The sequence below is a fragment of the Enterococcus sp. DIV0175 genome, from assembly GCF_050529075.1.
Lineage (GTDB): Bacteria > Bacillota > Bacilli > Lactobacillales > Enterococcaceae > Enterococcus_B > Enterococcus_B thailandicus.
Map to the genome: position 1 here is coordinate 786652 of NZ_CP172880.1, position 26369 is coordinate 813020.

Annotated in this window: 25 protein-coding genes and 1 other RNA gene; 14 read left to right on the forward strand and 12 right to left on the reverse strand. The window is 35.8% G+C overall.

Going from position 1 to position 26369, the window contains the following annotated elements:
• Window positions 1-12 precede the first annotated feature (12 nt).
• A complete protein-coding gene (budA, locus tag IGJ76_RS03815) occupies window positions 13-723 on the forward strand; it encodes an acetolactate decarboxylase (RefSeq protein ID WP_430596735.1) in 711 nt (236 codons plus the stop codon).
• A 119-nt stretch (window positions 724-842) separates the two neighbouring features.
• On the opposite strand, the gene IGJ76_RS03820 is transcribed toward budA, so the two are convergent.
• Window positions 843-2219 carry a peptidoglycan DD-metalloendopeptidase family protein gene (locus tag IGJ76_RS03820; protein ID WP_086270647.1) on the reverse strand — a complete coding sequence of 459 codons (1377 nt, stop codon included), beginning with the start codon at window positions 2217-2219 and terminating at the stop codon, window positions 843-845.
• Window positions 2220-2458: 239 nt separating this feature from the next.
• On the opposite strand from IGJ76_RS03820, the gene IGJ76_RS03825 reads away from it, so the two are divergent.
• The 4 genes from IGJ76_RS03825 (at window position 2459) to IGJ76_RS03840 (ending at window position 4683) form a co-directional block, all read left to right on the forward strand.
• A complete protein-coding gene (locus IGJ76_RS03825) occupies window positions 2459-3121 on the forward strand; it encodes a winged helix-turn-helix transcriptional regulator (protein ID WP_067484025.1) in 663 nt (220 codons plus the stop codon).
• Window positions 3122-3187: 66 nt separating this feature from the next.
• Window positions 3188-3682 carry a GAF domain-containing protein gene (locus tag IGJ76_RS03830; RefSeq protein ID WP_067484027.1) on the forward strand — a complete coding sequence of 165 codons (495 nt, stop codon included), beginning with the start codon at window positions 3188-3190 and terminating at the stop codon, window positions 3680-3682.
• Window positions 3683-3855: 173 nt separating this feature from the next.
• Window positions 3856-4092, forward strand: a complete 237-nt coding sequence (locus IGJ76_RS03835) for a hypothetical protein (protein ID WP_067484028.1) — start codon at window positions 3856-3858, stop codon at window positions 4090-4092.
• 102 nt (window positions 4093-4194) lie between these two features.
• Window positions 4195-4683 carry a GNAT family N-acetyltransferase gene (locus IGJ76_RS03840; protein WP_083571979.1) on the forward strand — a complete coding sequence of 163 codons (489 nt, stop codon included), beginning with the start codon at window positions 4195-4197 and terminating at the stop codon, window positions 4681-4683.
• Between the two features lie 1131 nt (window positions 4684-5814).
• Here the strand turns inward: IGJ76_RS03840 and ssrA are convergent.
• The 4 genes from ssrA to IGJ76_RS03860 all read right to left on the reverse strand — a co-directional run bounded on the left by ssrA (window position 5815) and on the right by IGJ76_RS03860 (window position 9202).
• Window positions 5815-6182, reverse strand: a transfer-messenger RNA (tmRNA) gene (ssrA, locus tag IGJ76_RS03845).
• Between the two features lie 214 nt (window positions 6183-6396).
• Window positions 6397-7746: an MFS transporter gene (locus IGJ76_RS03850; RefSeq protein WP_430596736.1), complete on the reverse strand. Its 1350-nt coding sequence runs from the start codon at window positions 7744-7746 to the stop codon at window positions 6397-6399.
• A 27-nt stretch (window positions 7747-7773) separates the two neighbouring features.
• Window positions 7774-8196, reverse strand: coding sequence for a MarR family winged helix-turn-helix transcriptional regulator (locus IGJ76_RS03855; protein WP_067484037.1), 423 nt, complete (start codon window positions 8194-8196; stop codon window positions 7774-7776).
• 232 nt (window positions 8197-8428) lie between these two features.
• Complete coding sequence (locus IGJ76_RS03860) at window positions 8429-9202, reverse strand: Cof-type HAD-IIB family hydrolase (RefSeq protein ID WP_071869295.1); 774 nt, start codon at window positions 9200-9202, stop codon at window positions 8429-8431.
• Window positions 9203-9346: 144 nt separating this feature from the next.
• Between IGJ76_RS03860 and IGJ76_RS03865 the strand changes: the two genes are divergently transcribed.
• Genes IGJ76_RS03865 through IGJ76_RS03875 form a run of 3 tightly spaced genes read left to right on the forward strand, consistent with a single transcriptional unit; the run spans window position 9347 to window position 11854 of the window.
• On the forward strand, window positions 9347-9697 hold the full coding sequence (locus tag IGJ76_RS03865) for an SdpI family protein (protein ID WP_067484041.1): 351 nt from the start codon (window positions 9347-9349) through the stop codon (window positions 9695-9697).
• The gene (locus IGJ76_RS03870; RefSeq protein ID WP_067484043.1) at window positions 9678-10394 is read left to right on the forward strand and encodes a response regulator transcription factor; all 717 of its coding nucleotides are present in this window, start codon (window positions 9678-9680) and stop codon (window positions 10392-10394) included. Before IGJ76_RS03865 ends, IGJ76_RS03870 begins: the two co-directional genes overlap by 20 nt.
• Window positions 10394-11854, forward strand: coding sequence for a sensor histidine kinase (locus tag IGJ76_RS03875; RefSeq protein ID WP_067484045.1), 1461 nt, complete (start codon window positions 10394-10396; stop codon window positions 11852-11854). Before IGJ76_RS03870 ends, IGJ76_RS03875 begins: the two co-directional genes overlap by 1 nt.
• A 93-nt stretch (window positions 11855-11947) precedes the next feature.
• Here IGJ76_RS03875 and IGJ76_RS03880 read toward each other — a convergent pair whose 3' ends face one another.
• The 3 genes from IGJ76_RS03880 to IGJ76_RS03890 all read right to left on the reverse strand — a co-directional run bounded on the left by IGJ76_RS03880 (window position 11948) and on the right by IGJ76_RS03890 (window position 15458).
• Window positions 11948-12460, reverse strand: a complete 513-nt coding sequence (locus tag IGJ76_RS03880) for a hypothetical protein (protein ID WP_071869296.1) — start codon at window positions 12458-12460, stop codon at window positions 11948-11950.
• Window positions 12444-13172: an FtsX-like permease family protein gene (locus tag IGJ76_RS03885; RefSeq protein ID WP_071869297.1), complete on the reverse strand. Its 729-nt coding sequence runs from the start codon at window positions 13170-13172 to the stop codon at window positions 12444-12446. The genes IGJ76_RS03880 and IGJ76_RS03885 overlap by 17 nt, the downstream gene beginning before the upstream one ends.
• 153 nt (window positions 13173-13325) lie before the next feature.
• A complete protein-coding gene (locus IGJ76_RS03890) occupies window positions 13326-15458 on the reverse strand; it encodes an LTA synthase family protein (RefSeq protein WP_270344838.1) in 2133 nt (710 codons plus the stop codon).
• A 237-nt stretch (window positions 15459-15695) separates the two neighbouring features.
• On the opposite strand from IGJ76_RS03890, the gene IGJ76_RS03895 reads away from it, so the two are divergent.
• From IGJ76_RS03895 to ybaK, 3 genes are all read left to right on the forward strand, one after another.
• Window positions 15696-16871 carry a class I SAM-dependent rRNA methyltransferase gene (locus IGJ76_RS03895; RefSeq protein WP_071869299.1) on the forward strand — a complete coding sequence of 392 codons (1176 nt, stop codon included), beginning with the start codon at window positions 15696-15698 and terminating at the stop codon, window positions 16869-16871.
• Between the two features lie 17 nt (window positions 16872-16888).
• Window positions 16889-17638 carry a type I 3-dehydroquinate dehydratase gene (aroD, locus tag IGJ76_RS03900; protein WP_067484056.1) on the forward strand — a complete coding sequence of 250 codons (750 nt, stop codon included), beginning with the start codon at window positions 16889-16891 and terminating at the stop codon, window positions 17636-17638.
• A gap of 66 nt (window positions 17639-17704) precedes the next feature.
• Window positions 17705-18190, forward strand: a complete 486-nt coding sequence (gene ybaK / locus IGJ76_RS03905) for a Cys-tRNA(Pro) deacylase (RefSeq protein ID WP_067484057.1) — start codon at window positions 17705-17707, stop codon at window positions 18188-18190.
• A gap of 91 nt (window positions 18191-18281) precedes the next feature.
• Here ybaK and IGJ76_RS03910 read toward each other — a convergent pair whose 3' ends face one another.
• The gene (locus tag IGJ76_RS03910) at window positions 18282-19598 is read right to left on the reverse strand and encodes an NAD(P)/FAD-dependent oxidoreductase (RefSeq protein ID WP_256924757.1); all 1317 of its coding nucleotides are present in this window, start codon (window positions 19596-19598) and stop codon (window positions 18282-18284) included.
• A gap of 62 nt (window positions 19599-19660) precedes the next feature.
• On the opposite strand from IGJ76_RS03910, the gene gdhA reads away from it, so the two are divergent.
• On the forward strand, window positions 19661-21010 hold the full coding sequence (gene gdhA / locus IGJ76_RS03915; RefSeq protein WP_071869301.1) for an NADP-specific glutamate dehydrogenase: 1350 nt from the start codon (window positions 19661-19663) through the stop codon (window positions 21008-21010).
• Between the two features lie 109 nt (window positions 21011-21119).
• Window positions 21120-22466: a glucose-6-phosphate isomerase gene (locus tag IGJ76_RS03920; protein WP_067484063.1), complete on the forward strand. Its 1347-nt coding sequence runs from the start codon at window positions 21120-21122 to the stop codon at window positions 22464-22466.
• Between the two features lie 169 nt (window positions 22467-22635).
• Here the strand turns inward: IGJ76_RS03920 and IGJ76_RS03925 are convergent, their stop codons facing one another.
• On the reverse strand, window positions 22636-22785 hold the full coding sequence (locus IGJ76_RS03925) for a hypothetical protein (RefSeq protein ID WP_430596737.1): 150 nt from the start codon (window positions 22783-22785) through the stop codon (window positions 22636-22638).
• A 503-nt stretch (window positions 22786-23288) separates the two neighbouring features.
• Here IGJ76_RS03925 and IGJ76_RS03930 point away from each other — a divergent pair.
• On the forward strand, window positions 23289-23501 hold the full coding sequence (locus IGJ76_RS03930; RefSeq protein WP_067484065.1) for a hypothetical protein: 213 nt from the start codon (window positions 23289-23291) through the stop codon (window positions 23499-23501).
• A 247-nt stretch (window positions 23502-23748) separates the two neighbouring features.
• Here IGJ76_RS03930 and IGJ76_RS03935 read toward each other — a convergent pair whose 3' ends face one another.
• Together IGJ76_RS03935 and IGJ76_RS03940 are read right to left on the reverse strand one after the other, a co-directional pair.
• Entirely contained in the window at window positions 23749-25548 is a 1800-nt protein-coding gene (locus IGJ76_RS03935) for a glycerophosphodiester phosphodiesterase (protein ID WP_270344837.1), read from the reverse strand.
• A 103-nt stretch (window positions 25549-25651) separates the two neighbouring features.
• A complete protein-coding gene (locus IGJ76_RS03940; protein ID WP_071869302.1) occupies window positions 25652-26248 on the reverse strand; it encodes a TVP38/TMEM64 family protein in 597 nt (198 codons plus the stop codon).
• Window positions 26249-26369 lie beyond the last annotated feature (121 nt).

Here is a 26369-nt window from a genome sequence, read left to right on the forward strand (position 1 = left end):
GACGTGTATAAGATGACAGAGTCAAGTTTATATCAACACGGAACGTTAGGTGCCTTGATGGCTGGGTTGATGGATGGAACAGAAAAGATGGCTGAGATCTTGAAACATGGTACGTTAGGACTAGGAACACTTCATGGGTTAGACGGGGAAGTCATCGTTGTTGATGGGATTGCTTATCAAGGTCGATCAGATGGTTCGGTTGTACGTTTGAATGGTGAGGAAAAAACACCTTATGCAGCTGTAACAGATTTTACAGCGGATAAAAGTGTTGAAATCACAACGCCTCATACAGGAGATGTGTTAAAAGAAACAATTTTGGCAGAAGAAGCAGGAAAAAATTTATTTATTGCAGTGAAAATTACTGGATTATTTAAAAATGTGCATATCCGTATCATGCCAAAGCAAGAAAAACCTTACAAACGGCTTGTCGAAGTTTCGCAAAATCAACCAGAATTTCGCCAAGAAGAAGTTGAAGGGACATTAGTTGGCTTCTTTACTCCTGAACTATTTCAAGGCGTAGCAGCTGCTGGCTTTCACTTACATTTTATTGACAAAAGTAAGATATTCGGCGGACATGTGATTGATTTTGAATTGGCAAATGGCATCGTGGAAAGTAGTCGAATTGAATCACTCGTTCAACATTTTCCAGTCAATGATTCAACATTTGTTGACACAGAAATTGATTATGCTAACTTGGCAGAAGAAATTCAAACAGCAGAATAACCAGTTTTCATTTCCAACATACAAAAAAAGCGTGAGACACAAGTTATCATTTTTCAAAAAATAGCGTAATAGCTAATTCTTTTGAAAAATGCGAACGTCGTCTCGCGCTTTTTCTAAATTTAAATACCTAATAGTGGAGCCGGATCAACAAAATTAGACCATAAACTTGTTGAGATACCGAAGTGAAGGTGAACACCAGTTGAATTTCCTGTTGTTCCCATACCGCCTAAAAGTGTTCCGGCATTAACGGAGGCACCAACAGTTGTAGAGAAGCTGCTTAAATGCATATAGTAAGAATAATAGCCATCGGCATGTTGGATAATCACGTGATTTCCCGCAGACCAGTGATAGCCAGCTTCAACGACTTTTCCAGCTTTTGCTGCAAAAACAGGTGTTCCAGAAGCTCCAGCTAAATCAATTCCGTCATGAGATGTACCAGATGCACCTGTTGGATCAACACGATTACCAAAAGGACTTGTAATCACAAGTGAACTTAATGGCGCACTCCATCCAGAAGTATTTTCTTCTGGTTTTGTTACGTTGTCTGCTTCAGGCACTTCAGGAACAGAACTGACGGGTGAGCTGTCTTCTGTGTTGGTTTCTGTTTTCATTTCGTTTGAAGAATCAGACTTTTGCTCTTGTTCTTTTTGGACCGCTAGTGCTTGGGCTTGCTCTTCATTAGCAATGCGCTCCTTTTCAGCAGCTGCAGCTAGTTCTTTTTGTTTTTGCTCTTGGACTTTGCGCGCGTCTTCTTCTGCTTTTTTGCGAGCAGCTTCTTCAGCAGCACGTTGTTTTGCCAAAGCTTTTAATTGCTCTTGACGCTTTTTCTCTGCTTCAACTTTTTGTTTTTCAAATTTTTCTTTTTGTTTTTTCTCAGTAGCTAAACTAGCGGAGAGTTCATTGATTTTAACTTCTTGATCTAATTTTGCCTTTGTTAACTCGTCTTGTTTGGCTTGCAATTCATTGGTTGTTTCAGTCAAAGAGTGTAACTTTTCTTCTGATTTCTTTTGAAGCGTTTCTAATTCAGCTTGATCTTTTTGTTGTTCAGACATGATTTCTTTGTTTGCACTGATTAATTTTGTTACAGCATAAGCTTTTGTGATTGCTTCATTAATCGAATCAGATTCGGCCATCACTGACAAAATGTCGCTGGCATTTTGATTCGTTTGAACATTCCGCGCTTGTTTTTGAATTTGTTCTTCACGTTTAGCGATTTTCTCTTTCAAATCAGCAATTTTTTGAATCAAGTCAGTTAACATTTGTTCTTCAGTATTTTTTTGTTGAAGAATCTTATAACTTTCTTTTTCAATTTGGCTGACATTTTCTTTAATGATTGCCAATTCTTGTTCAGAAGCTGTTTGATTTTTTTGTAGTTGTTCAATTTTTTGATCTTGTTCATTGATTTTGTCGTCTAAAGTGTCTGCTTGCGCGGCAATTGGCGCACAAAGTAAACTTAGCGCGAATGAAAATGTGACCATTTTTTTAAGCTTAATCATAGTTTCCCCACTAACATCTTTTTTATCAATTTCAATTTTTACATTTTGTATTGTAAGGCAGAGTTGTGTGGAAGTTGTGAAGATTCATCCGTTGAGCGAAAAAAAGAAAAACTTAATATAACTGAAACAATTACAAAATAATTGATACAAACTCAATCGAATTGATAAGTGATCGTGAGTGAAAGAGAGGTATGATTGAGTAAACTGCGTAAAATAGTGAAGAGAAAGGAGCGAATTAGATGCATATAAAAGTATTTACCAAAAATAAAAAAACAGTATTTCCTATAATGAAACGATTACAAAAAGAGCAGTTAGAGCTAAAGGTGAGTTATCAATCTGCTCTGGCAAAGCTACATAATGAACCAGCAGATATTTTACTTATTACGGATGATCGCTTGACAGAGCTTTCGGAAACAGTGACGAATCGTTTTCCATTAGTTGTCGCTTGTACTCAGCCACTTTCAGAGAAAGAAAAAATTGTCTTATTCCAAAAAGGTGTGAACATTTTGTGGTCTTGGCCTGTTAGTTTTGAATTAATGAAGGCAAAAGTAGAATCTCTACGTTCAGCATTGCTGAAGCAAAAACAATTAAAAAATAATACGCAGCCTGTTTACCAGAAATTTCAAGTGTTGGAAGAAAAGCAAGTGATCTTGTTACATGAAAAAGAACTTTCTTTAACCAAATCAGAATATCGTTTGTTTGGCTTGTTACTGAATCATCCATTACGAATTTTTTCTCGTGAAGAGTTGTTGATTTTGCTAGGAAACGAAGAAGGTTCGGGAAGAGTGATCGACACACACATCAAGAATATTCGTAAGAAAATTGAAGAAGTTGCAGGAAGTGTCAACTATATCCAAACGGTTCATGGTCGTGGATATCGCTTTACCAATGCTACTCATTAAAATTACAGCTGGTGTTGGAGGGATAAGTGAGCTATAATTTCTGAATAAAAGGAGTGTGTTGTTACGATGTGGTCAGAAAAACAAAAAAGAGATGCGTATGAGCTTTTACTGTTACAACAAAAAGGATTACTTGAAGCTGAAAGTAATTGGTTAGCTAATCTTGCGAATTCTTCGGCACTCTTAGCAGATGCGTTACCAGAAACTGTCTTTGCTGGATACTATCTATTTGATGGAGAAGAACTAATTCTTGGGCCGTTTCAAGGAAGAGTTTCTTGTACAAGAATCAAACTAGGTAAGGGCGTTTGTGGGGAGTCAGCAGCAAAAAGAAAAACATTAATTGTCACAGATGTAAAAAAACATGAAAATTATATTTCTTGTGATTCAGCTGCACGTTCAGAAATCGTTGTTCCTTTAGTTAAAGACGGAAAATTAGTAGGTGTTTTGGATATTGATTGCGGAAAAGTCGCGGGTTATGATGAAATCGACAAACAATTTTTAGAACAATACGTGGCATTATTGGAACAAACATTGCCGGCTAAAACAGTTCTACTTGCTAATTAAGTTTAAATTAAGTACAAAAACAGTTCGACTGATTAAAATGGTTGCTAAAATTCAGCAATTAATTTAATCAGTTTTTTTATTATAAAAATACTTAAGTTATCATTTTTCTTCATTTGGTTTTAATGTTAATATAATTTCAATGGAATTATAAAATAATTAGAAGGTGATTAACTATGAAGAAAGAAGAAATCATTTTGGGACAAATTTATGAATGTCATGCGATTGGATTGAAAAAGAAAGTGACCGGCGAAATTATTAAAAAATTAGAGAACTCAGTGATTCTTTGTGTAGAAGAATATGATCGTATCGATCATGCAGAAGTTCAAGATAAAGCTGGAAAAGTAATGGCTAAGTATTCTGAAATTTGTAGTCAAGAAGTATCAGAATATGGTCTAATTGAAATTGCCTAATCCAGTAAGCAAAACCATTAAGCACTTGGCGGAGGTGTTTAATGGTTTTTTTTTTGAAAAAATGATTGAGATGTTTATTTGCTCTTTAAAAGTTACTGAAGAATGGCTATACTGGAAACTAGTTTTAATGATTATTTGAAAGGAATGAAGAAAATGGATATCCAAAAAATTGAGTACGACTCAGAAAAATATCAACAAACGTTAAACTTGCGAAATAAAGTCATGCGCGTTCCGTTGGGGTTAACGATTGAAGAAGAGGATTTTTCACACGAGGCGGAGCAATATATTCTTGGAGCATTTGATGATGAGTTCCTTTTAGGTGTTGGTGTGCTTAGTCAGAAGTTAGATGAATCAAAAATGAAAGTTGAGTATCTATGTGTTGATTCGCAAAGGCAAAGTGCAGGTGTGGGAAAACAATTACTCAGTCATCTTGAACTTTATGCGAAAAAAGAGCATGCGAAAACAATCGAATTAGAAGCGCGCGTAAGTGCCCAGTCATTTTACGAAAAAATGGGTTACGTTGCGTATGGGGATACGTATTTGATGGCGATTGCGCCGGTTGAGCATATTCGAATGGAAAAATTTTTATAGATTAATTGAATAAAAAGGAAAAGCGTGAGGAGAGATGTTCCTTGCGTTTTTTTGTTAAGATATAGATTTCATTTGCTTTAAGCAAGAAAAGGATTCATTTTTAGATGACAAATAGAAGTGAGTAAGGGGAATTTGCAGTTGTTGCAGTGAGTATATCTAGAAAGTTTGCATTAAAATTTATTGAGTAACTCTTGTCATTAAAGAAAACGGTTTCTTTTGAGGCGCTTTTGTGATTTAATGATCGTGGTGATAATACATATATCAATATTTTGTAAAGAATGGATAGTTTGGTAGAAAGGATAGTAGATTTTTTGGAGGTGGAAAAAAATCAATGAGAAGCAGGAGGTTTGTTTTCGTAATATTTTGTTTAGTTCTTTTAATAACGATGAGGGGATATTTAATTTTTTATTTTGAAAAGATATCAAACACATTACAACATACAAATTCAGAAAAAGTAAGGATTACTTTATCAGTAATGACTATTTTATTAGGCATAGTTATGTTTCTTCAACAATCTTTTTTTTCATTAAGAATTCCTCTATCTGTCTTTACACCATTAATCGGTTCAATCGGACTATTAATAGCGATAAGATTGAGAAGAGGGACTTATAGGAGAGTTAGTCTTTTAGCAAATAGTATCAGGATGTTAGTATTTCCGATATATTTAGTTCTCGTGTTTATCTTTCCGGCATTTTTTGTGTGAATAATAGCGAATCTATCAGAATGTCACCCTGCAAATCTTATGAAGTATTTTTTGTATAATCAATGATGAAGTTAATCATCAATCAAAATCAGATGATAGTAGATAAATTTAGTTAATATTCAGACCGACACTATAATTTTATAAAAAAGGCGACCTAGGTCTTTCTCTTTTTCGTGAAAGGCTGAAAATAGGTCGTCTTTTTGTTAGCAATAAAAGCTTTTAATGTCTTTTTTCTCGCAGGTAATTTAGCATCTTTACTTACAAGGAAGTTAAACAAATTTTCTCATTTTAAAGTGGTATATTTATCACTTCGTTTATGATTTGAATACAAAAAGCTTGTGTTTTGCTACTTTTCTCTATTTGACCAAAATAAAAAAACGTTGATTGAACAACGTTTTTTCGGATTATTGTTTGTCTCAACAATATAAATATGGAGACGGCGGGAGTCGAACCCGCGTCCAAACACATCGCCACTTAAAAATCTACGTTCATAGTCAACTCATTTAAGGTTTCGCTTTACAACTTGCCGAGTGACAGGCATTTTGTATTGCTAGTCTGATGAGCTCTTTTTCAACTTACAGACGGAAAGTTGAAACGTATCCCACTAAAGTTAGGACCCTTACTCGAGCACATGGGCGATACCGAGAGGATCTACGCTAACTGTTTTTAGGCAGCTAAAGCGTAAGAATAGTTTTCGTTTTTAGCAGTTATATTTAACTGTAACGTTTTAACGTAGACGTAACCTACGAAACGCAATTCAAGCTCAAACTGTGCCTGTCGAATCCGTAACGTCCCCGTAAAGTAACAAGGGTTACAGATGCATTATGCACAAAGATAGTATACCACATTTTTATTCATTTTCAATAAAAATGTATTGGCACTAAAATGCGAGAAGAGTTAATGAAAGGTTCAATCAATTTTATTCGCTGAATCATTTTTAGTTTCATGAAAAAATCTCGAAGCTGTACTACTTGCTTCGAGATTTAGTAACATTTTCTTGAATAAAATGGTCACTTTTTTTCTGATGTTAAACGGAATAGGAGAAGCGGAATAGCAATAGTCAAAACAATACACAAAGCCATTACCCAAGTAATCCCAACATTCATTGATGAAGGAGTTGTCACGATGCTGATCATGATCGTAATTCCGATAGATGCAAACATTTGACGAAGTGTGTTATTCAAAGCCGTTGCTTGGCTGATTTGTGAAGGTTCAATTTCTTTAAAAGCTTCGGTTAGTGACGGTGAAAAAATTAATCCAATTCCTAAGAGACAAAGCGCATAAGTCACGGACAACAAAGCTAAATTGATTTCTACTCGTGAAAGAAAGAAGGGGATAAAGGATACGAGCATCAAAAAGCTGTCAGCTATGATTAATTTCTTTGGTCCATGCTTGTCGTAAATTCGTCCAACAACAATTGAAGAAAAAGCGTTCAAAATGGCTCCTGGTAATAAGATAAGACCAGCAGTTAAGCTATCGACTGAAAGCTGCATTTGGGCAAAGATGGAGACCAGCTGTCCTAACCCAACCAAAATGATGTATGCCAGGATACTAATGCCAGTCATTTTTACAAAAGTGGGTTGTTTCAGTAAATAGATATTGATTAAAGGTTTTTTCATACGTAATTGTCGTTTCAACAAAAGACAGCCAATCAAAAAGCCAAGAATAAAAAGAAAAATCCCTAGAATCAGTCGGCCTTTCATCATGGTGATGCTTAGCATAATAAGAGAGATGGATAAGAAAGATTCGATGACTGAAATAAAATCAATCTGGACTGGTTTTGGTTGAGAATAATTAGGAAATCGCCAAAAACTGATGAGAAGGATTAAGAGCATGATTGGTAAGATACTAATAAATAAGTAACGCCAATTTAAATAATTTAAAATGATCCCCGCAACTGTCGGACCTACAGCAGGGCCAAAAGCAATGACAAAAGTAGACAAGCCCATAATCATGCCACGCTGGCTGGGTGGGTAGATTGTCATCATAGTAGTCATTTGAAAAGCCATCAAAAAACCACCGGCTGCAGCTTGTAATAGTCTACCTAATAATAAAAACCAAAAATTGGGTGCGATTGCTCCAATTGACGTCCCCACAGAAAAGACAAGTAACAAAGATAAAAAGACTGTACGACTTGAGTATTTTTCATAAACATTAGAAGTTAGTGGGGTAACAACGCCAACCATTAAGGTGTAGCCTGTGGTTAACCATTGAACAGTAGTTAATGATTCTTTCATGATGTCTTTGAGTAAAGGCAACGCTGTAACCATCATTGTTTGACTCATCATACTGATAAATGTTGCTGATAAGATGATGACAGTGATCAATTTTCGGTTTTTTACTAAAAGTTGTTTTTCCATTTTCGATTCAGGTCTCCTTGCGTTTCACTATTCATTAGCATTAAATGCTTCATAAACGAGTTTCAATTGTTCAGTAAACTGTGCTTGATTGATTTCTGGGTGGGCGTGAAAGAACGAAATCCACCATTCTTCCATTTCATTACCAAGTTGTTCTGCAATTTTTTTCCCTTTATCAGTTAAATCAACATGATAGGCACGTGATTCATTGCTTAGTGAGCGGGTAATAATTTCTTCTTTTTCTAAAAACTTCAAGTCTTTTGTTAATAAGCTTGGATCAATTGCCATCCGACGTGCAATATCTTTTTGGATTTGATGAGGATTTTTTAGAGCAAACATAATAATATCTGTTTGTGTTGCCCTTAAAAAGTCAAAACTATTTTGATGGTTCCATGATTTTTTCGTTTGGCGATAAATCGCAGCCAAATATTTACTTAAATTTATTTCATTCATAAAGATCACCTCATAAAATTTTAATGGACATCTCCATAAGTGGATATGTCCATTAAAAGATTTTTTCTTTTTTTGTCAATTTTTTTGATTTTTATATTGATTGGCACCGACTGATTGAATTAGTTAGTGAGAACTCTTACTGCTGTTGTTTTTTCTTAAGAGAAAAAGAAAAAAATCTCAAAACAGTAGTATCTGCTTTGAGATTCGTTACGGATTTTTTATTTTAAAAAAATTAAATTAAGTCAAAATGTTTCAATGCGTGGACGATGCCACCTTCAGTATTTTTCTTAGTTACGAAAGTCGCCAACTCTTTTAGTCCATCGTAGGCATTGCCCATTGCAATTTTATTGTCGCAAGCTTCTAGCAGAGCGAAGTCATTCGGACCATCACCAAATCCAAAAGTTGGGACATTGGTCAATCCTAATTCTTCTTTTAATCGTTTGACGCCAACACCCTTAGAAATTCCTTTTTTCACGGTATCAATTGAATAAGGACCGTTTCGATAAAAAGTTAGTTCAGGAAACTGTTCATGATAATACTCATCGCCACTTTGTGAAAGAATCAAAAGCATGTTGATTGGATTTTGACGAAAGGCAAAAGGATCAATCGGTGGCACTTCAGAATGAATAAAATTATAGGCATCAATCATTAGTTGATTGTGGCCAGTACACCAAATATTTTGGTGATTGTAGTACGAAAGTTCGTGGCCTTGTAACCGCACATGTTCATACATTCTTTGACATTCTTGTTCTGAAAAAAGCTCGGAATGGATTTCTTTTCCATCCACACGAATATAAGAGCCATTCATGGTAACAGCTGAAGTGATTCCAGCATCGTGCATAATCTTTTGGATTTCAATTTCTGTTCTACCTGTGGCAATGACAGGTAAGACATGATTTTCTTTTAAGGCATTCATGGCAGATGCAACTTCTGAGGTGATTGTTGAATGCGCATCCAGCAGTGTTCCATCTAGGTCAAAAAAAGTAATTGCTTGATAGTTTGACACAAAAAAAACTCCTTTATCTTTTCAATAAACCTATCTTAACAAAGAATGAACAAAAGACAAACCTTTCATGAAGAATTATTGAATATATTGGTTCGCAAGACTATTTGGAGTATACTAGAAAGAGAACTTTTTAGGAGGAAATCAATGATTTTTTTAGTTGTAGGAGTTGCTTTAACGACTATTGGTATTTTCTTTCGCTTATTTCCTTCCAAGGGAAATTTGCCATTGTATGGATACCACTCACCGTTAGCTGCTAAAACAGATGAACTCTGGCAGTTAGCCCAGAAAGTTAGTGGAAAATACTTTATTATTTTCGGCTTGATAATGGCTGCGATTGGCTATTTATTAAAAGTAACAGGAAACACGAATTACTTTTTAATTGAAATGCTGGTATTAGTTTTTCCAATTATGCCGATTTTTATTTTAACGGAAAAAAAATTACAGAAATTTGACCAGAAATCCGGAGGGGATGACTATGAACATTTTAATGATTGAAGATAACCAATCTGTTTCTGAAATGATGCAGATGTTTTTTTTGAATGAAGGCTGGGAGGCAACGTTCAAGTATGATGGGAAAGACGGGCTAGACGCCTTCTTAGAAAATCCTGCACACTGGGACATGATTACACTTGATTTGAATTTACCAACAATGGATGGCATGGTTGTTGGGCGTGAGATTCGGAAAATCTCAAGCACAGTACCTATCATTATGTTGACTGCACGCGATTCAGAGAGCGACCAAGTTATTGGTCTGGAAATGGGGGCAGACGACTACGTAACGAAACCGTTTAGTCCACTGACCTTGATTGCACGAATGAAAGCCTTGCACCGTCGAAGCGAACTTGTCGATGCAAAAGAAGAAACCAGTGAATCAGATAGTCATTTCGACATTCAAACAGAACATTTCAAAATGAATACCAAAACTCGTGAAGCTTATCTAGATGGTCAATTGATTGAAGGTTTGACACCAAAAGAATTTGATCTTTTATTTACTTTAGCGAAAAAACCACGTCAAGTTTTTTCAAGAGAACAGCTATTGGAATTAGTTTGGGATTATCAATATTTTGGTGATGAGCGAACAGTTGATGCACATATCAAAAAACTTCGTCAAAAAATTGAGAAAGTCGGTCCACAAGTAATTCAAACGGTTTGGGGCGTCGGCTATAAGTTTGATGATTCTGGTGTTGCCTAATGCGCTATCTTTATCAACAATTACTTGCTTTTTGTAGTATGATTGCCATGATTATTTTGATTGTCGGGGTTTCATTTACACAATTAACGAAGCAAACGATTGAAGAAAATAATTACCAACAGTTGTTTGGTTATGCTGAATCTGTTGAAAAAACGACACAAACATATGCTGCGAATTTTCCGCAACTGAGTCAAGATCAGGCGTTTCAAAATGCTTTGCTTTTGACAGAACAAGTGCTAACGGAGCAGAATGTTAACTTTATTTTTATTGACAAAAATGAGCGACTTATTTATCCAACAGACGATTCAATGCTGGATTTCACGATTAGTCCAGAGCAATGGAAAAATTTGCGTAACGGAAAGCAACAAAAATTTACTGATCATAAAAATATTTTAGGCCAACAGCAAGCAACTTCTTATGCATTAGTTCCGTTTAATTTGAATCATGAATTTTACGGTGCTTTGGTTGTGAGCCAACCAGCACGAAATATTGATAATAGCGTGCGTTCAGTTACCTTGAATCTTTTCAAGGGGTTTATTTTTTCAAGTATTGTTGCAGTTATTGCTAGTTATGTGTTTGCTGCTTTTCAGGTGAAGCGAATCAATCGTTTACGCAATGCAACAAAAGAAGTGACTAACGGGAATTTTGATGTCCAACTACCTGTTCATGACAAAGATGAATTTGACGAACTTGCAGATGATTTCAATAAGATGACGAATTCACTTAAAGAGTCGCAAGCAGAAATCGAAGAGCAAGAGAATCGGCGACGCCAATTTATGGCAGATGCTGCACATGAGATGCGCACGCCTTTGACGACAATCAATGGATTACTAGAGGGGCTTGCCTATGATGCGATTCCAGAAAATCAACGAGAGAATGCAATCAAGTTAATGAAAAATGAAACGGAGCGCCTTATTCGATTAGTCAATGAGAATCTGGACTATGAGAAAATTCGGACCGACCAAATTACGATGGTCATCAAGAAATTCAATGGAACAGAAACCTTGAGAAATCTTGTGACACAGCTTGAAGCAAAAGCAGAAGCAGCAGGAGATACACTGATTTTGGAAGCTCAGGAAGAAATTGATGTTTATGCTGACTATGATCGTTTCGTACAGATTATGGTAAATATCATTCAAAATGCGATTCAGTTTACTGAAAATGGTCAAATTACTATCAGTATTGAAAAAGGTTATCTTGAAACGATTATTAAAATCAAAGATACAGGAATCGGTATCTCAGAACAGCAGATGAAAAATATTTGGGAACGCTACTATAAGGTTGATCCATCAAGAAAAAATACTAAGTATGGTGAATCTGGTCTCGGCTTACCCATCGTGCAACAACTAGTTCGTCTGCATAAAGGGAAAATTGAGGTCGAAAGTGAAGAAGGAAAAGGAACAACATTTACTGTCCGACTTCCGGATGTAGAAATCAAAGAAGTGTCTCAAGAAAACTAAACCAAAAGCCAGATGTGGAAATTTCCGCATCTGGCTTTTTTAGTGATCATCAATTAGTAAGTATAGTGGAGTAAAATATGTGAGAAAAATACTTTAGGAAGCATCTTCTAAATGATCGATGTAGGGACTATGGGCAATAGTCGTATTGTTGGTGAACAGCAAAATTGTTTGATTTTTTTGACGAGCTAGTAAGCAAAGAATGTCTAACAATTCTTGTGTTTCTGCAATAGTTAAGTCGTCAAATGCGTCTTCTACAATGATTTGTGTGCGTTTAGCAAGTAAAGAATGTAAGAGTTGCAGTTTGATTTTTTCTAATAAAGAGAGGTCATCTGCTGACTGCTTTTCCCAAGAGGAATCCAGCTTTAATTGTGATTGATAAGCGGAACTGGTTGACTTGATATCTTTACTTGAAATGTCTAGGTAGACATGATCCTTTAACTTTAAATAAGGAAAGACAGGCCAATTTTTTTGAACAATTGTGTAGTTTGGCGAGTCATCTAGCAACAAGTTTTCTTTCCATTCATTAAGTAGTTGTTGTTGCTTTTCTTTAGAACTAAGAATAACAGTTAGACAATTGAAATGAGTCGTATTATTTGGTTGCTCCATGGTGGGTGAACCTCCCTTTTTGCAGTCTTCGAGAAAAATAGATAAATGACAAAATACTTATAAATAAGCTAACGAAAGTCAAAGTGAATAGTGTTTGAACAATTCCTTTAAATGTATCAACAAGTAAAAAATCACTCGTAAAATCAATCTGAAAAAATGCTTCTTGATTGATAGGAATGGTTAATCCACTAATTGAAGAAGGAACAGAAAAGTCAGGAAACTTAAATAAGGTAAGAACAGTTAGGTTGATTCTTTGTAACAGTGTTTCGTAAAGATGCTGGAAACTGATACTCCATAATAGTAAACCTAAGCAAGCAACAGTAATTGGTAAAAACATTTGAGTGTAAACAAAGAAGAATAACTTTTTTTGTGAAAATCCGGTTAAACGCCAGTTCATCAATTCTTGTCGATTTTGTTTCAAAATATGGATAAAAAAGAAGAAAAAACAAATCGCAAAGCAAAGCACAAAGACAAGAATAGCTGATGAATAGAAGTGACTAACGCTATCTAATTGTGGAATCTTTTCTTCTTGACTAGTTGAACTAAAGATAGCTAAACGGTTTTGGATTTGTTTGTGTAAAGTAGTTTGTAAATTATATAAATTAAAAGAGATAAGTAACAAAAAAGCAAAGAAGCTTGAAAATAAAATATATACAATTGTTTGCTTTTTATAATATGCTAAACGCGCAATAGCATAACGGATTATTTTCATACTTTTCACCTCTATTAGAGTATAAAAAATGAATATGAATAAAGTATGAAATTCTTTTTGATAAATTGCGAGTTATTCTGCAAAGAGGTGAGAAGCTGTTATTTAAGAGTACAAAAAAGCGTGAGAAGTTAGCTTCTCACGCTTTTTAATCGTTTATTCCTCTGAAGAAGAAGTATCAGTCGTTGGTGTACCATTTATTTCTTGGTACGTTTTTGTTTCATAAAGATTAGTTGTTGATTTATTACCGTTTTGACTAAATACGCTGGTTGATTTATCACCTAATTTTTTCTCAATCGCAGTCATTTTTTCTAAACCATTTTTGTAATCATAGTTGGCAGAGTCAATTGGATCAAGATTGCTATTCGTGTAGAAACGGAGTAAATCACCGTTATTGATTTGATCAGAAACAGCTAATTGTTTTGAAACCTCAACTTTCCATTCATCAATTTTTGCTTGAACTTCAGGGGAAGGATCGGTAATGGCTTCACCTGTTGCGTTATCATAAATCGTACCACTGTAGTAAGTGTAAGTTGGTGTAACGAAATCGCCATCACGGAAGCTTACCACTTGGTCATGGTCTTTAGAGAATAAATCTTGTCCAAGTTGGATATAATCTTTGGTGTCAACACCTAGTAAGTGAAGTAACGTTGGTAACGCGTCAACTTGACCTCCATAAGTATGGTTAATCCCGCCATTTGTTTGACCAGGTACATGAATCATGTAAGGGACACGTTGCATTTGTGCGTTATCAAAGTTTGACCAAGTATCACTTGATTTTCCAAGTAGTTCTGCTAAGGTCTTGTTTCTTGAATTGGAAACACCATAGTGGTCACCATATAAAACAATAACAGAATTATCATATAGTCCACTTGACTTCAAATAGTTAAAGAATTCTTCGACTGCTGTATCCAGATAATTCGCAGTTGCGAAGTAGCCGTTAATTGTTTCATCACTGGTTGCTGCCATCGGGAATCCTGCTTCTTCATTAGTAAATTTTGAATAAGGATAGTGGTTTGATACAGCAATGAATTTTGAATAAAATGGCTGTTGCAAATGTTCTAAATACTGAACGGACTGGTCAAAGAATGGCTTATCATGCAACCCGTATTGGAATGAGTTTTCATCGGTTACATCGTAATAAGATGAATCAAAGAAATAATCATAACCAAGATTTTTATACGTCTCATTTCTGTTCCAGAAGGTACCAGAATTTCCGTGGAAAACAGCACTAGTATAATCTTGTGTTTGGCTCAAGATGTCAGGTGCAGCTTGGAAAGTATTTTTTCCACCCAATTGAGTAAAGAGTGATCCTTGGTTTAATCCGAAGAGAGAGTTTTCCATTAATGTTTCAGCATCACTGGTTTTTCCAGCTTTGACTTGATGGAAAAAGTTATCGAAACTATACGTACTATTACTGTGAAACAGGCTATTAAGGAAAGGAGTTACTTCGTGTTCAACGCCTGCTTCATCTTTTAGTTTGTAATCAATCAGGAATTGTTGGAAGCTTTCTAGATGGATATAGATAACGTTTCTACCTTTTGCCACACCAAACATCTCGTCGTTTGGTTCAGCATAGTGTTCCTTAACGTAGTTTTCAACTTCTTTCATATCGTTAGGACTTGCTTCCGCACGAACTTGGTTGGTTTGATAAGTCTGGAAACCATCGTAAGCCATAAAGGCATTAAGACCAAGATATTTAACTAGATAATCACGAGAGAATGTTCTAGTTAATAGTTCTGGGCGATCAGCTTCAGCCAAGAAAAGATTACCAGAAAAAATCATAACTGCTAATGTTGAAATCGCAAATGCCATACGGGCCCGGACAGGACGTTCATCCATTTTGATTTTTTTAGTGACTAATAAAACCGTTAAGATAATAAAATCTATCCAGTACAATAAATCGTAAGGGCGGAACAAGCGAATGGCACTTTCGCCCAAACCACTAGCAACTTTTCCAGCGCCTAAAATAGTATTGATGGTAATAAAGTCTGTAAATTCACGATAGTAAGTGACATTTGAAAACACCCACAAAGTGAGTAAGAAAAAAATCACCATCATCGTGATATACGAAGCTCTTGCCCGTCTCACATACAAAGCAATCCCAAGTAATAACAAAGTAGTCGCAATTGGATTGATAAATAAGATAAAGTATTGCACTCCGCTTTCAATCCCTAAATTGAAATCAATCAAATAGGCGAAAATTGTTTTTAGCCAGACTAAAACAGCTAACAAAGAAAAAAATCCGAGCCGCTTATTTAAAAAAGCGGGCGTTTTTATACGTTTCAAAGTAATCTTCCTTTCTACACTCAAAAAAATAAGAATAAGAGTGTCATAAAACCCATAGTACACAACTTATATATTCTAATCTATTTTACTAGTCGAAGATTTTAGTGTCAATTCTAAGCGATGATTTATGGCAGTTGGTTAAGGGATTCTTTAAGCTTTCTTAGAGGTTTGTGGCTTAAGACAAGCTGTTTGATTTTTGTTATACTGAAGGATGAGAAAGTAAAAGCAGGTGAATGAATGAAAATAAAAGTAAAAAAACGAGCGAGCACTCAATTTAGAAAAGGTTATCCGCTCATTCAAAAAGAAGATTTAGTCGATACGCAAGTGGAAACGACGGAATGGATCGATTTAGTAGATCAACAAAATCAATTTGTGGCAAAAGGCTACTTAGGAAAGCAAAACAAAGGAATTGGTTGGGTATTAAGCCGAGACAACGAAGTATTTGATACAACTTTTTTTGAGAAAAAATTTGTGGTAGCAAAAGCAAAACGCACAACTTATTTTAGTGATGACTTAACAAATGCTTTTCGCTTGTTCAATGGTGAAGGTGATGGCATGGGTGGTTTGATTATTGATTATTATGACCAGTTTGCTGTCTTTTCTTGGTATAACCAAACACTGTACCTTCATCGAGAAAAATTAGTTGAAGCATTTAAAAAAGCATATCCGGAAATTTTAGGTGCGTATGAAAAAATTCGTTTTGATACGCAGGGTCTGCCAGAAAGTCAGTTTATTTATGGAAAAGAAGCACCAGAGCCATTGATTGTAAAAGAAAATGGTGTTCAGTTTGCAACCTATTTAAATGAAGGCTTGATGACAGGAATCTTTTTAGACCAAAAGGAAGTTCGCGGAGCGTTGGTTGATGGATTAGCGTTAGGAAAATCGGTACTAAACATGTTTAGCTATACAGGTGCTTTCTCAGTTGCGGCTGCGATGGGTGGTGCTGTTGAGACAACCAGCGTGGATCTTGCAAAACGGAGCCTGAAAAAAACGCAGGAACAGTTTGAAGTCAATGGTTTAGATCTTGAACAACAAAAAATTATCGTTATGGATGTTTTTGAGTACTTTAAATATGCGAGTCGTAAACAATTGACTTATGATGTCATTGTTTTGGACCCACCTAGTTTTGCCCGCAACAAAAAGAAAGTTTTCCGCGTGGCAAAAAACTATGGCGAATTGGTCAAAGACAGTCTGGAAATTTTAGCAGATGAAGGGGTGCTGATTGCTTCAACAAATGCGGCGAATGTCACGATTCAGCAATTTCAAAAGATGATTGAAGAAGAGTTCATTGCCAAAGGTGTCTCCTATCAACAAATCGGACTTTATCGCTTACCAAATGATTTTCAAACGACAAACGCTTTTCCAGAAGGAGATTACTTAAAGGTATTTGTTTATAAAATCAATCAAATGTAAGAAGGGAGTCGTTACGGATGATCCAAGTGAAAAATTTGCAAATCGGTACTGGTCGACCAAAAGTTTGTGCACCATTAACTGGTGTGACCCAAGAAAAAATCTTAAGTGAAGCACGTCTCGCGCGCGAGGCAGGCGCGGATTTAGTGGAATGGCGTGTCGATTTTTATCAAGAAATCTTGCAATTAGAAAAGGTTCTAGAAACACTAGTCCTTCTTCGACATGAGCTTCAAGGATTACCGTTGCTTTTTACATTTCGCACGCTAGCTGAGGGCGGAAAACAAGATCTATCGATTAGAGAATATCATGATTTGTATGAAACAGTTGTGACTGAACAGTTGGTTGATATGGTAGACATTGAATTGTTTCAGATTGAAAGCTTGGGACGCGGAATGATTGAGCGCATCAAAGATCATCAAATTCCAATCATTATCAGCAATCATGAATTTAAAGAAACACCATCAGATCCTGTTCTGCTTTACCGGCTAAATATGATGGAACATTTTGGAGCTAGCATTGGAAAATTAGCAATGATGCCACAAACAGAACAAGATGTTTTTCGCTTGCTTGAATTGACTAAACGAGCAAGTGCGTTTGTTTCAATCCCGTTGATTACTGTTTCAATGGGAGAAATGGGTAAGTTATCAAGAGTAGCAGGATGCTTAACAGGTTCGGCAGTTACTTTTGGGGCAATTTCAAAAGCGTCTGCTTCGGCCCCAGGACAATTACCTGTGAAAGAACTGCAACAAATAATTAAGAGTTTAGCATGAGTAATCGTATCAACCAACGATGAATGGTATTTGAATTTATCATGCTTGTTGCAATGAGGTGGAAATATGGCAAAGAAAAAACAAGTCAAAACAAATGCAATTCGACTCGTAGAGCAAAAAAAAATTGCGTATACAGAACACGAATATGAATGGGATGAAAATCATTTAGGTGCAACTACGATTTTTGAACAGATTCCTGGGAGTGAGCAACGAATTTTTAAAACATTGGTGGCTGTAGGAAACGTAACTGGTCCACTAGTTGCTGTCATTCCGGGAGAAAATGAAGTAGATTTAAAGAAATTGGCAAAAGTTTCTGGAAATAAAAAAGTAGAAATGCTCCATTTACGTGAGTTAGAAGCAACTACTGGTTATATTCGTGGTGGCTGTTCACCAATCGGAATGAAAAAACTATTTCCAACTTATCTTGATCAAATTGCGGAAAATTATGAACAAATCATTATTTCCGCTGGCAAAAGAGGACTGCAGATGGAGTTAGCTCCACAAGCAATCTGCCAACTGACAAATGGAAAATTTGTCGATATCAGAGCATAAAAAAATCCCCTTCAAGTTAGTATCCAGTTTAACTTGAAGGGGATTTTTTTTATAAGTAACCAATGAATAATTTAAGTGGACTAGTAATATTTTAAATGGCCTGGGCTTGTTGACCGGCATTCATACCAGAAACATGACCCGTAGCAAAAGCCGCAGTGATATTGAAGCCACCAGTATAGCCGTTGACATCGAGTAATTCACCCGCAAAATATAATCCAGCTACCAGTTTACTTTCTAAGGTCTTGGGATTAATTTCTTTTAAGGAAACACCACCGCCAGTTACAAAAGATTTTTCTATCGGGAAAGTTTTGTTTATCAAGAGATGAAATTCTTTACATAATTGGACAAAGTCTTGAATTTGTTTCTCCGACGTTTGTTGACCCGTTTGTTGTTCCAAATTCAGATGACTTAAATAAAAAGTTAGTAGTCGTTCAGGTAAAAAGCCGTGCCAAGTATTGACCAACGTTTTTTTCGATTGACGACTCTTAGCAGTTAGTTCTCGGATCAAGTCATGACTTGATCGAGTTGGGAAACAATCTAGAGAAATTGTAACTGGCTCGCCCGTTTTCTTTAATTCTTGATTGATAAAACTTGAGCAACGTAAGGCAGCAGGCCCTGAAATGCCAAAGTGTGTGAAAAGTAAATCCATAATGTGCTCAGTAATTACTCGTCCCTTTTTATTCAAGACACTTAAAGAAATATCTTGTAAAGACAATCCTTGTAATGTTTTTTCTTGAATAAAAGGTTCTTCGGAAATCAAGGGAGATTCCGTCGCGTATAATGGGGTAATTGTATGACCAACTTTTTTTACCATTTTGTAGCCATCTCCAGTTGAGCCAGTTGATGGATAAGTTCGTCCACCTGTTGTTAAAATCACACAAGGGGCTTGGAATTCTTCAAATTCTGTTCGAATGCCGTAGACTTGTCCGCTATTGTGTACCAATTTTTCAACTTTTGTACCAAAAAGGAGTGTGACGCCAAGTTCATTTAGACGAGTAATCAACGCTTCAATGATTGTTTTTGATTTATTTGTAACAGGAAACATTCGGCCATGGTCTTCTTCTTTTAAATGCACGCCTTGTGTTTCAAAAAAGTTCATGATATCAAAGTTATCAAATTGTGAAAAAGTACTATATAAAAATTTTCCGTTTCCGGGAATATGTGCGATTAAATCTTCCACTGGTCGATTGTTTGTGACATTACAACGCCCACCGCCAGTCATTAGCAATTTTTTTCCAGCTTTTTTATTTTTTTCAACTAATAGCACCTTGGCACCTTGTTCTGCGGCACTAATAGCTGCCATCATTCCACTGGTACCAGCGCCAACAACGATTACATCGTAGTTTGTTTCCATTCGCTTCACCTCACAAGTGAGTGTAGCATATTTCGAAAATAAACGCAGAAAAATTTTTGAGCCGAGGCTGAAAATAAGCTAAAATAAAAATTAGCTAATCGAAGGAGTGTGACACAATGACAAATGCAAAAAAATATGTCCAAACGATTCAAGAGAAACTACATCAACAAGATCGTGGAGAAGTCGAATTTTTACAAGCAATTGATGAAGTACTTCCAACAGTTACGCATTTTTTAGAAAACCATCCTGAATACATCGAACAAAATATTTTAGGAATTCTAGTAGAACCTGAACGAATCATTCAATTCCGAGTGCCTTGGCAAGATGATCAAGGGAATTGGTGTGTGAACCGAGGATATCGGATTCAATACAATTCAGCCTTGGGTCCATATAAAGGTGGGTTAAGATTTCACCCAAGTGTTAACTTGAGTATTTTAAAATTCTTAGCTTTTGAACAAATTTTTAAAAATAGTCTGACTGGTCTTCCAATTGGTGGCGGAAAAGGTGGTAGTGATTTCGATCCTAAAGGAAAATCGGACGGTGAAATCATGCGTTTTTGTCAAAGTTTCATGCTGGAGCTTTCAAAACATATTGGGCCTTCTTTAGATGTTCCTGCTGGCGACATTGGTGTTGGTGGAAGAGAAATTGGTTATTTGTTTGGTGCATATAAACGAATCAAACAATATGATGCAGGTGTGTTGACAGGAAAACCTTTGAATTTTTGGGGAAGTAAAGTTCGTACAGAAGCAACGGGGTATGGATTAGTTTATTTTGTTAAACACTTGTTAGCTCAAGAGCAAGATTCATTTACAGATAAAACAGTTTTTGTATCTGGGAGCGGAAATGTTGCAATCTATGCAATTGAAAAAGCGCAAGCACTTGGAGCGAAAGTGGTGACTTGTTCCGACTCAAGTGGCTTTATTTATGATCCAACAGGTATTGACTTAGAATTATTGAAAGAAGTGAAAGAAAAAAAACGTCAACGTTTAACTGAGTATGCAGCTCAAAAGACATCTGCTGTTTATCATGAAGGAAAATCGGTATGGTCGTTAGAAGAAGCATGTGCTATTGCTTTGCCATGTGCGACACAAAATGAAATCTCAGGTGACTTAGCAGAAATCTTAGTAAAAAATGGCGTACAAATTGTAGCAGAAGGGGCAAACATGCCAGCAACAGTAGAAGCTGTCACTGTTTTTCATGATGCAGGAGTTTGGTATTGCCCAGGAAAAGCTGCAAATGCGGGTGGAGTTGCAGTTTCTGCCTTAGAAATGAGCCAAAACTCTCAACGTTTAACTTGGGAAAGTGAGCAAGTAGATCAACAATTAGACGAAATCATGCAAACAATTTATGAAACATGTCGTCAAACTGCTGCTGAGTATGATGAAGAAAAAAATCTATTACTTGGTGCGAACATTGCCGGTTTTGCAAAGGTTGCGGAAGCAATGTCTGCACAAGGATTGGTCTAAATGTGAAATTTTCTTGTAAATATTGAAAGGTTCGTAGATATTTGCTTGAAAAAAAAGTAAAAAAAACGTAAAGTATACCTGTATAGTGAACTTTTAAGGAGGAGAACAAATGGCACACATTCATTTTGACTATTCAAAAGTAGCACCGTTTGTCAATGAACATGAATTAGGTTACATGCAAAGCCAAGTAACAGCGGCTGACAAATTATTACGTGAAGGTACAGGCGCAGGCAGCGATTTCTTAGGCTGGATTGATTTACCTACAAATTATGATAAAGAAGAGTTTGCACGTATCAAAGAAGCAGCTAAAAAAATCCAATCTGATTCAGAAGTATTAGTAGTAATCGGTATTGGTGGCTCATATCTAGGTGCACGTGCTGCAATTGATTTCTTGAACCATACTTTCTATAACTTATTAGATGGTAAAACACGTAAAGCACCACAAATTTTTTATGCAGGAAATTCAATCAGCTCAACTTACTTAGCTGACTTGATCGAAGTAATTGGTGATCGTGATTTCTCTGTTAATGTTATTTCTAAATCAGGAACAACAACAGAACCAGCAATTGCTTTCCGTGTGTTCAAAGAATTATTAGTAAAAAAATATGGTCAAGCAGAAGCAAACAAACGTATTTATGCAACAACTGATAAAGCACGTGGTGCAGTAAAAGTTGAAGCAGATGCTGAAGGTTGGGAATCATTTGTTATTCCTGATGATATCGGCGGACGTTTTTCTGTATTAACTGCTGTTGGTCTACTACCAATCGCTGTTAGTGGGGCAGACATTGATGCCTTGATGAAAGGTGCAGCTGATGCAAGTAAAGAATATGCAAGTGATAAACTAGAAGAAAACGAAGCTTATCAATATGCAGCGATGCGTAACATTCTTTACCGTAAAGGCAAAGTGACAGAATTGTTGATCAACTATGAACCAGGAATGCAATATTTCTCAGAATGGTGGAAACAATTATTCGGCGAATCTGAAGGAAAAGACCAAAAAGGAATCTATCCTTCAAGTGCAAACTTCTCTACTGATCTACATTCATTAGGTCAATATATTCAAGAAGGTCGTCGCAATATCTTTGAAACAATCGTTAAAGTGGAAAAACCTCGTAAATCAATCACTATTCCTGAACAAGAAGCTGACCTAGATGGTTTAGGCTACTTACAAGGAAAAGAAGTTGACTTTGTTAACACAAAAGCTTTTGAAGGAACATTATTAGCACATACAGATGGTGATGTACCTAACTTACTAGTTAAAATTCCAGAAATGGATGCTTACACCTTAGGTTATACAATGTACTTCTTTGAAATAGCTGTAGGAATTTCTGGTTACTTGAACGGAATCAACCCATTTGATCAACCAGGTGTAGAAGCCTACAAAAAGAACATGTTCGCCCTACTAGGCAAACCTGGCTTTGAAGACCTAGCAAAAGAATTGAACGAACGTCTATAATATGTTAGTGAAGGAAAGAAGTTGTGGCATATGTCGCAGCTTCTTTTTTAATACAGCAAAATGATTTGATAGAGCAAAACAAAAAGAGGTTTGCATCGTCTAAGATGTGCAAACCTCTTTTAGCTTTTTTCCGAGAATGATTTAGATGTCATGTGGGGTGGCCAGCTCCTTAATTAGATTCATGTAATGCTCGGACAGCTTGTTCGATTGTAATACCGAAAGCAACATTGTGTTCATTTTTTGCGTCAGTTGCCATGAAACGATTGGTTGAAGTGTCAAAGGCTACGCGATAAGTCATATTTGTTTTGTTAAAAGTCATGTTTCGTTCCCCCTTTCAATTATTGAGAAAAATTCGAGAAATTTTCAGTTAAACTCTCTGTAAATTTTCAAACCCATTTGTAGTTTAGCACCAACTCATTTTTCTTGCAATTAAGAGGTATCCATAAACAAATGGTTTATTTAAAACAAAAGAAATCAGCGATCTTCTGTTAATCCAATGAGTAGACCAATTGTTAAGGTAATAAAGATTACTGCTTGAATGAGAACCATGTCTATCCCTCCTTTCCTTCAGTGTATGAAAAAAAAGAAAAAACTGCACGAACGTGAAACAATAATAAAAGAACAGTTTTGTCACCTTTCTTACGTGACGAAAAAATATAAAATTTAAGTGATATTAAATGAAAAATAGCATAACTTAAAATCTGAATGAATTCTTGTTGGTTTAAAGAAAAAAATACAAAAAAAATAAAATAAAACGTTTTCATTTATTTGCTTTTCTGTTATTATAAATAAAACAAATAATAATTGAAGGAGTGAATTTTGATGTTAAATATCGAAGTGGGAAAGTCTTACATATGCAAACCTATTGGTGTAACTAATGAAGTCGTTGGTTATATCGAACATACCTATACCAACACAGCTGTTGTTTTAGTTGAAAGCTACGAGCAATGTGATCATTTTGTTATTGATGAGAAACAGTTTCGCGTATTAGTTAAGTTAACAGATATTTACGCACCAGTTGAGATGGTGTCGTAAACAATCACTTCTTTTGAGAAATTTGCAAAAGTTTTTTATACTTAAGGAAAGAGGAAGGGAGAAGATGTTATGACAAAGAAAAGAAATTCAGGGAAACTAGGAATTTTTCTCGCAATTGTCTCAGCGATTCCCGCAATTTTAGCCATCTTTCGAGCTGTTAAAGACGCGAAAAGAGAATAAGTAAATAAAAAAAGGGCGACCGCTAACAAATTAGCGATTGCCTTTTTTTTGATAAGTGAAGTGATGCTTAACCGACACCTAGTACGAAGTTAAGCAATTTATCTGAATAAGTGATTTCGTCATCAAGTGATTTTACTTCTTTGTTTAAAATCCCCATCTGATCGGTGATGATGCCATCTGCACCATAGAACATCATTCGACTGACTGCATCCGAGTCGTTGACCGTCCAGACATAAACTTTTTTACCATCCGCATGGGCAGATGAAATAAAATTCCGATTGATGGTGCTATATTCCATTGTTAAAAAGTCGGCAGAAGTAATCGGTGGTCCCACAATATTAAACGGTAAAATATAGCCAACGTAAAACTTTGGCTCCACTTTCTTTAAGTCTTCGACAGTTTGATAAGTCAAACTCTGTAAAATATGATGTTGTTCCAGAATTTCTGCCCGATATTTATCCGTGAAGCGCTCAACCAAATCGCTTGAGTCATATTTCGTTGTTTTAATTTCAATCAATAATTTCTGATTTAATTTTTTAGCAGCTGCCAGATAACTATCAAAAGAAACAAGTGGTGCTGCTTGCCCATTTTCTTTGACTGTTAATTTTTCTAGTTCTTTCAAGGTTAAATTTTGTGGTAGTTGATTGACGCCCGTTAAATTCTTCAAGTTAAAATCGTGCATCACGACGAATTGGCCATCTTTTGTTTCTTGAACATCCATCTCAACGTAATCAGGATGATAAGTTTGACTTGTTTTTTCTAGCGCAGGTAACGTGTTTTGAACACCATTTTGATTGCTAACACCACGATGAGAAACAGTTAAAGGGGTAGTCTGTGCAGCAGAAGTCAAATAATTCATATTATACAAACAAACGCCAACGCCAAAGAAAACACAAAAAAGAACAAGACTGGCATTCTTTAAGGTGGAATATCGATGTAAAGGTGGCTCAGGAGTGAACCATTCAGGAATTTCTGGCAAGAAGCCTTCATCATCCATGAAGTCGACAATAATGTAAAATATTCCAACAGTTGACATAACAATATTAAACAGAAGTATCAATTGTAATAGCGTCATTGCGAAGACAGCACTAATCAATGAATAATTAGGCAAAAAATTCTCAACAGCCGTTTGTGAAAGGATAATCAGAAAATAACCTAGTGAGGAAATTAGTAAGATACTACCACCAATGATAATAAATTGACCTAGAATCGCAAAGAAGCGTGATTTCGTAAGTCGCCAACTTTCTCGGATTGATTCGCGAAATGGTCGGTCGCGTAAGATCATTTCTGGTAACGCAAAAATTAGCCGAATGCCGATGTATGCTAAGAAAAGATAAACTAAAATGAATAAACTAACAATCACAAGCCGATTTTCAAAAATAAAATCCATAATAAATGAAGGGATTTTGATTTTTGATAATAAATCAGAGTTAAAACTTAACCCACTTAACGGCAAAATCAGTAGAAAATAAGCTAAGAAAAAGAGAAACGTAACTGGACGAACCTTTTTTAGCTGTAAGACAGTCATTCGAAGTAGCTGTTTTAAGGACACAGGTTTTCTTTTTTTGATAAAGTAAACACTAATCAATAAAAAAGTGAATTCAAAATAGACCAAAAGCAGAATCAGCACCAAAACGATAAAGAGCGAGCCTAGTACACCAGGGTGCTTAGAAAAAATGGTGGCGATATTATCATAAGATAAATAATCAATTGCACCACGATGTAAAATAAAACGAGTTGTACTATTCAATAACGGCAGACAAATAAATAAAATAAAGCCGTGCATCAGTAAAACATCGCGAAAATAATTTTGTGTTCCTTTGAGAAAGTCCCAAGCATTTCCTAAACTATGTTTTAAATAATTCATTTTTATCACCTACTAATTCTATTGTATCTTAAAAATAAAAAAAACACAGGTTAGAGGTCAGACCACTAATCTGTGTCAGAATGTCTTCATTTATTTTGTCCAATTAACCAAGTAAACCAGTCAAGTATTGTCCACCATAAATCAGTGCCATACTATATAAGAAAATAGAGAGTGGTTTAGCAAGGAAAATAATTAGTGAAAATTTCTTTACGGAAATATTTGTTAAGCCAGCCATCAAACAAAGCGCATCATCTGGCGCAACTGGTAGGAAAATTGCAAGTGCAAAAAGTTTCTCAAATCGACTTTGATTATCTAACCAACCAATATATTTATCGTAAGTTTTGTCGCTGATTAAAGATAAAATGAAGGGTTTTCCGTAGCGTCTACCTAATAAGAAGATAATAACCGATCCGATACAAATCCCCACATAGTTATAAACAAAACCAGCATAAGGACCAAAAATCAGAACGCCGGCTGCGGTACTGATGCCACCGGGGATGATTGGAATCACTACTTGTAGAATTTGAATCAAAATGAAAATAACAGGTCCAAGAATAACTGAGTGTCCAACAAGACCTCTCAATGCATTGATGTCCTTGAAGACTCCAAGATTGATAAAGTAAACAGTTAGTGCGATAGACGCGCCTAAACCGATAATTGAAATAAAGTTGATAAGTTTTCTTGATGCTGCAACGCTCATTTTGAATCATCTCCTTGAAGTTTTTTGATCTAAGGTTACTATACGCGATAAAGTGGCAAACACGCTACTTTTTTAGATGACACTATTCAAACAGTTTTGTAAGTTCGAAGTAAGTATAAAA

Bases quoted from the DNA above. Each gene is read 5' to 3' on its own strand.
- aroD (WP_067484056.1), top strand. From the start codon at position 16,889: ATGATCCAAGTGAAAAATTTGCAAATCGGTACTGGTCGACCAAAAGTT.
- IGJ76_RS03825 (WP_067484025.1), top strand. From the start codon at position 2,459: ATGCATATAAAAGTATTTACCAAAAATAAAAAAACAGTATTTCCTATA.
- IGJ76_RS03885 (WP_071869297.1), bottom strand. From the start codon at position 13,172: ATGAAAATAATCCGTTATGCTATTGCGCGTTTAGCATATTATAAAAAG.
- IGJ76_RS03935 (WP_270344837.1), bottom strand. From the start codon at position 25,548: ATGAATTATTTAAAACATAGTTTAGGAAATGCTTGGGACTTTCTCAAA.
- IGJ76_RS03850 (WP_430596736.1), bottom strand. From the start codon at position 7,746: ATGGAAAAACAACTTTTAGTAAAAAACCGAAAATTGATCACTGTCATC.
- IGJ76_RS03855 (WP_067484037.1), bottom strand. From the start codon at position 8,196: ATGAATGAAATAAATTTAAGTAAATATTTGGCTGCGATTTATCGCCAA.
- IGJ76_RS03895 (WP_071869299.1), top strand. From the start codon at position 15,696: ATGAAAATAAAAGTAAAAAAACGAGCGAGCACTCAATTTAGAAAAGGT.
- IGJ76_RS03930 (WP_067484065.1), top strand. From the start codon at position 23,289: ATGTTAAATATCGAAGTGGGAAAGTCTTACATATGCAAACCTATTGGT.
- IGJ76_RS03840 (WP_083571979.1), top strand. From the start codon at position 4,195: ATGGCTATACTGGAAACTAGTTTTAATGATTATTTGAAAGGAATGAAG.
- IGJ76_RS03920 (WP_067484063.1), top strand. From the start codon at position 21,120: ATGGCACACATTCATTTTGACTATTCAAAAGTAGCACCGTTTGTCAAT.
- IGJ76_RS03865 (WP_067484041.1), top strand. From the start codon at position 9,347: ATGATTTTTTTAGTTGTAGGAGTTGCTTTAACGACTATTGGTATTTTC.
- IGJ76_RS03875 (WP_067484045.1), top strand. From the start codon at position 10,394: ATGCGCTATCTTTATCAACAATTACTTGCTTTTTGTAGTATGATTGCC.
- IGJ76_RS03820 (WP_086270647.1), bottom strand. From the start codon at position 2,219: ATGATTAAGCTTAAAAAAATGGTCACATTTTCATTCGCGCTAAGTTTA.
- ybaK (WP_067484057.1), top strand. From the start codon at position 17,705: ATGGCAAAGAAAAAACAAGTCAAAACAAATGCAATTCGACTCGTAGAG.
- IGJ76_RS03835 (WP_067484028.1), top strand. From the start codon at position 3,856: ATGAAGAAAGAAGAAATCATTTTGGGACAAATTTATGAATGTCATGCG.
- IGJ76_RS03830 (WP_067484027.1), top strand. From the start codon at position 3,188: ATGTGGTCAGAAAAACAAAAAAGAGATGCGTATGAGCTTTTACTGTTA.
- budA (WP_430596735.1), top strand. From the start codon at position 13: ATGACAGAGTCAAGTTTATATCAACACGGAACGTTAGGTGCCTTGATG.
- IGJ76_RS03870 (WP_067484043.1), top strand. From the start codon at position 9,678: ATGAACATTTTAATGATTGAAGATAACCAATCTGTTTCTGAAATGATG.
- gdhA (WP_071869301.1), top strand. From the start codon at position 19,661: ATGACAAATGCAAAAAAATATGTCCAAACGATTCAAGAGAAACTACAT.
- IGJ76_RS03940 (WP_071869302.1), bottom strand. From the start codon at position 26,248: ATGAGCGTTGCAGCATCAAGAAAACTTATCAACTTTATTTCAATTATC.
- IGJ76_RS03925 (WP_430596737.1), bottom strand. From the start codon at position 22,785: ATGACTTTTAACAAAACAAATATGACTTATCGCGTAGCCTTTGACACT.
- IGJ76_RS03880 (WP_071869296.1), bottom strand. From the start codon at position 12,460: ATGGAGCAACCAAATAATACGACTCATTTCAATTGTCTAACTGTTATT.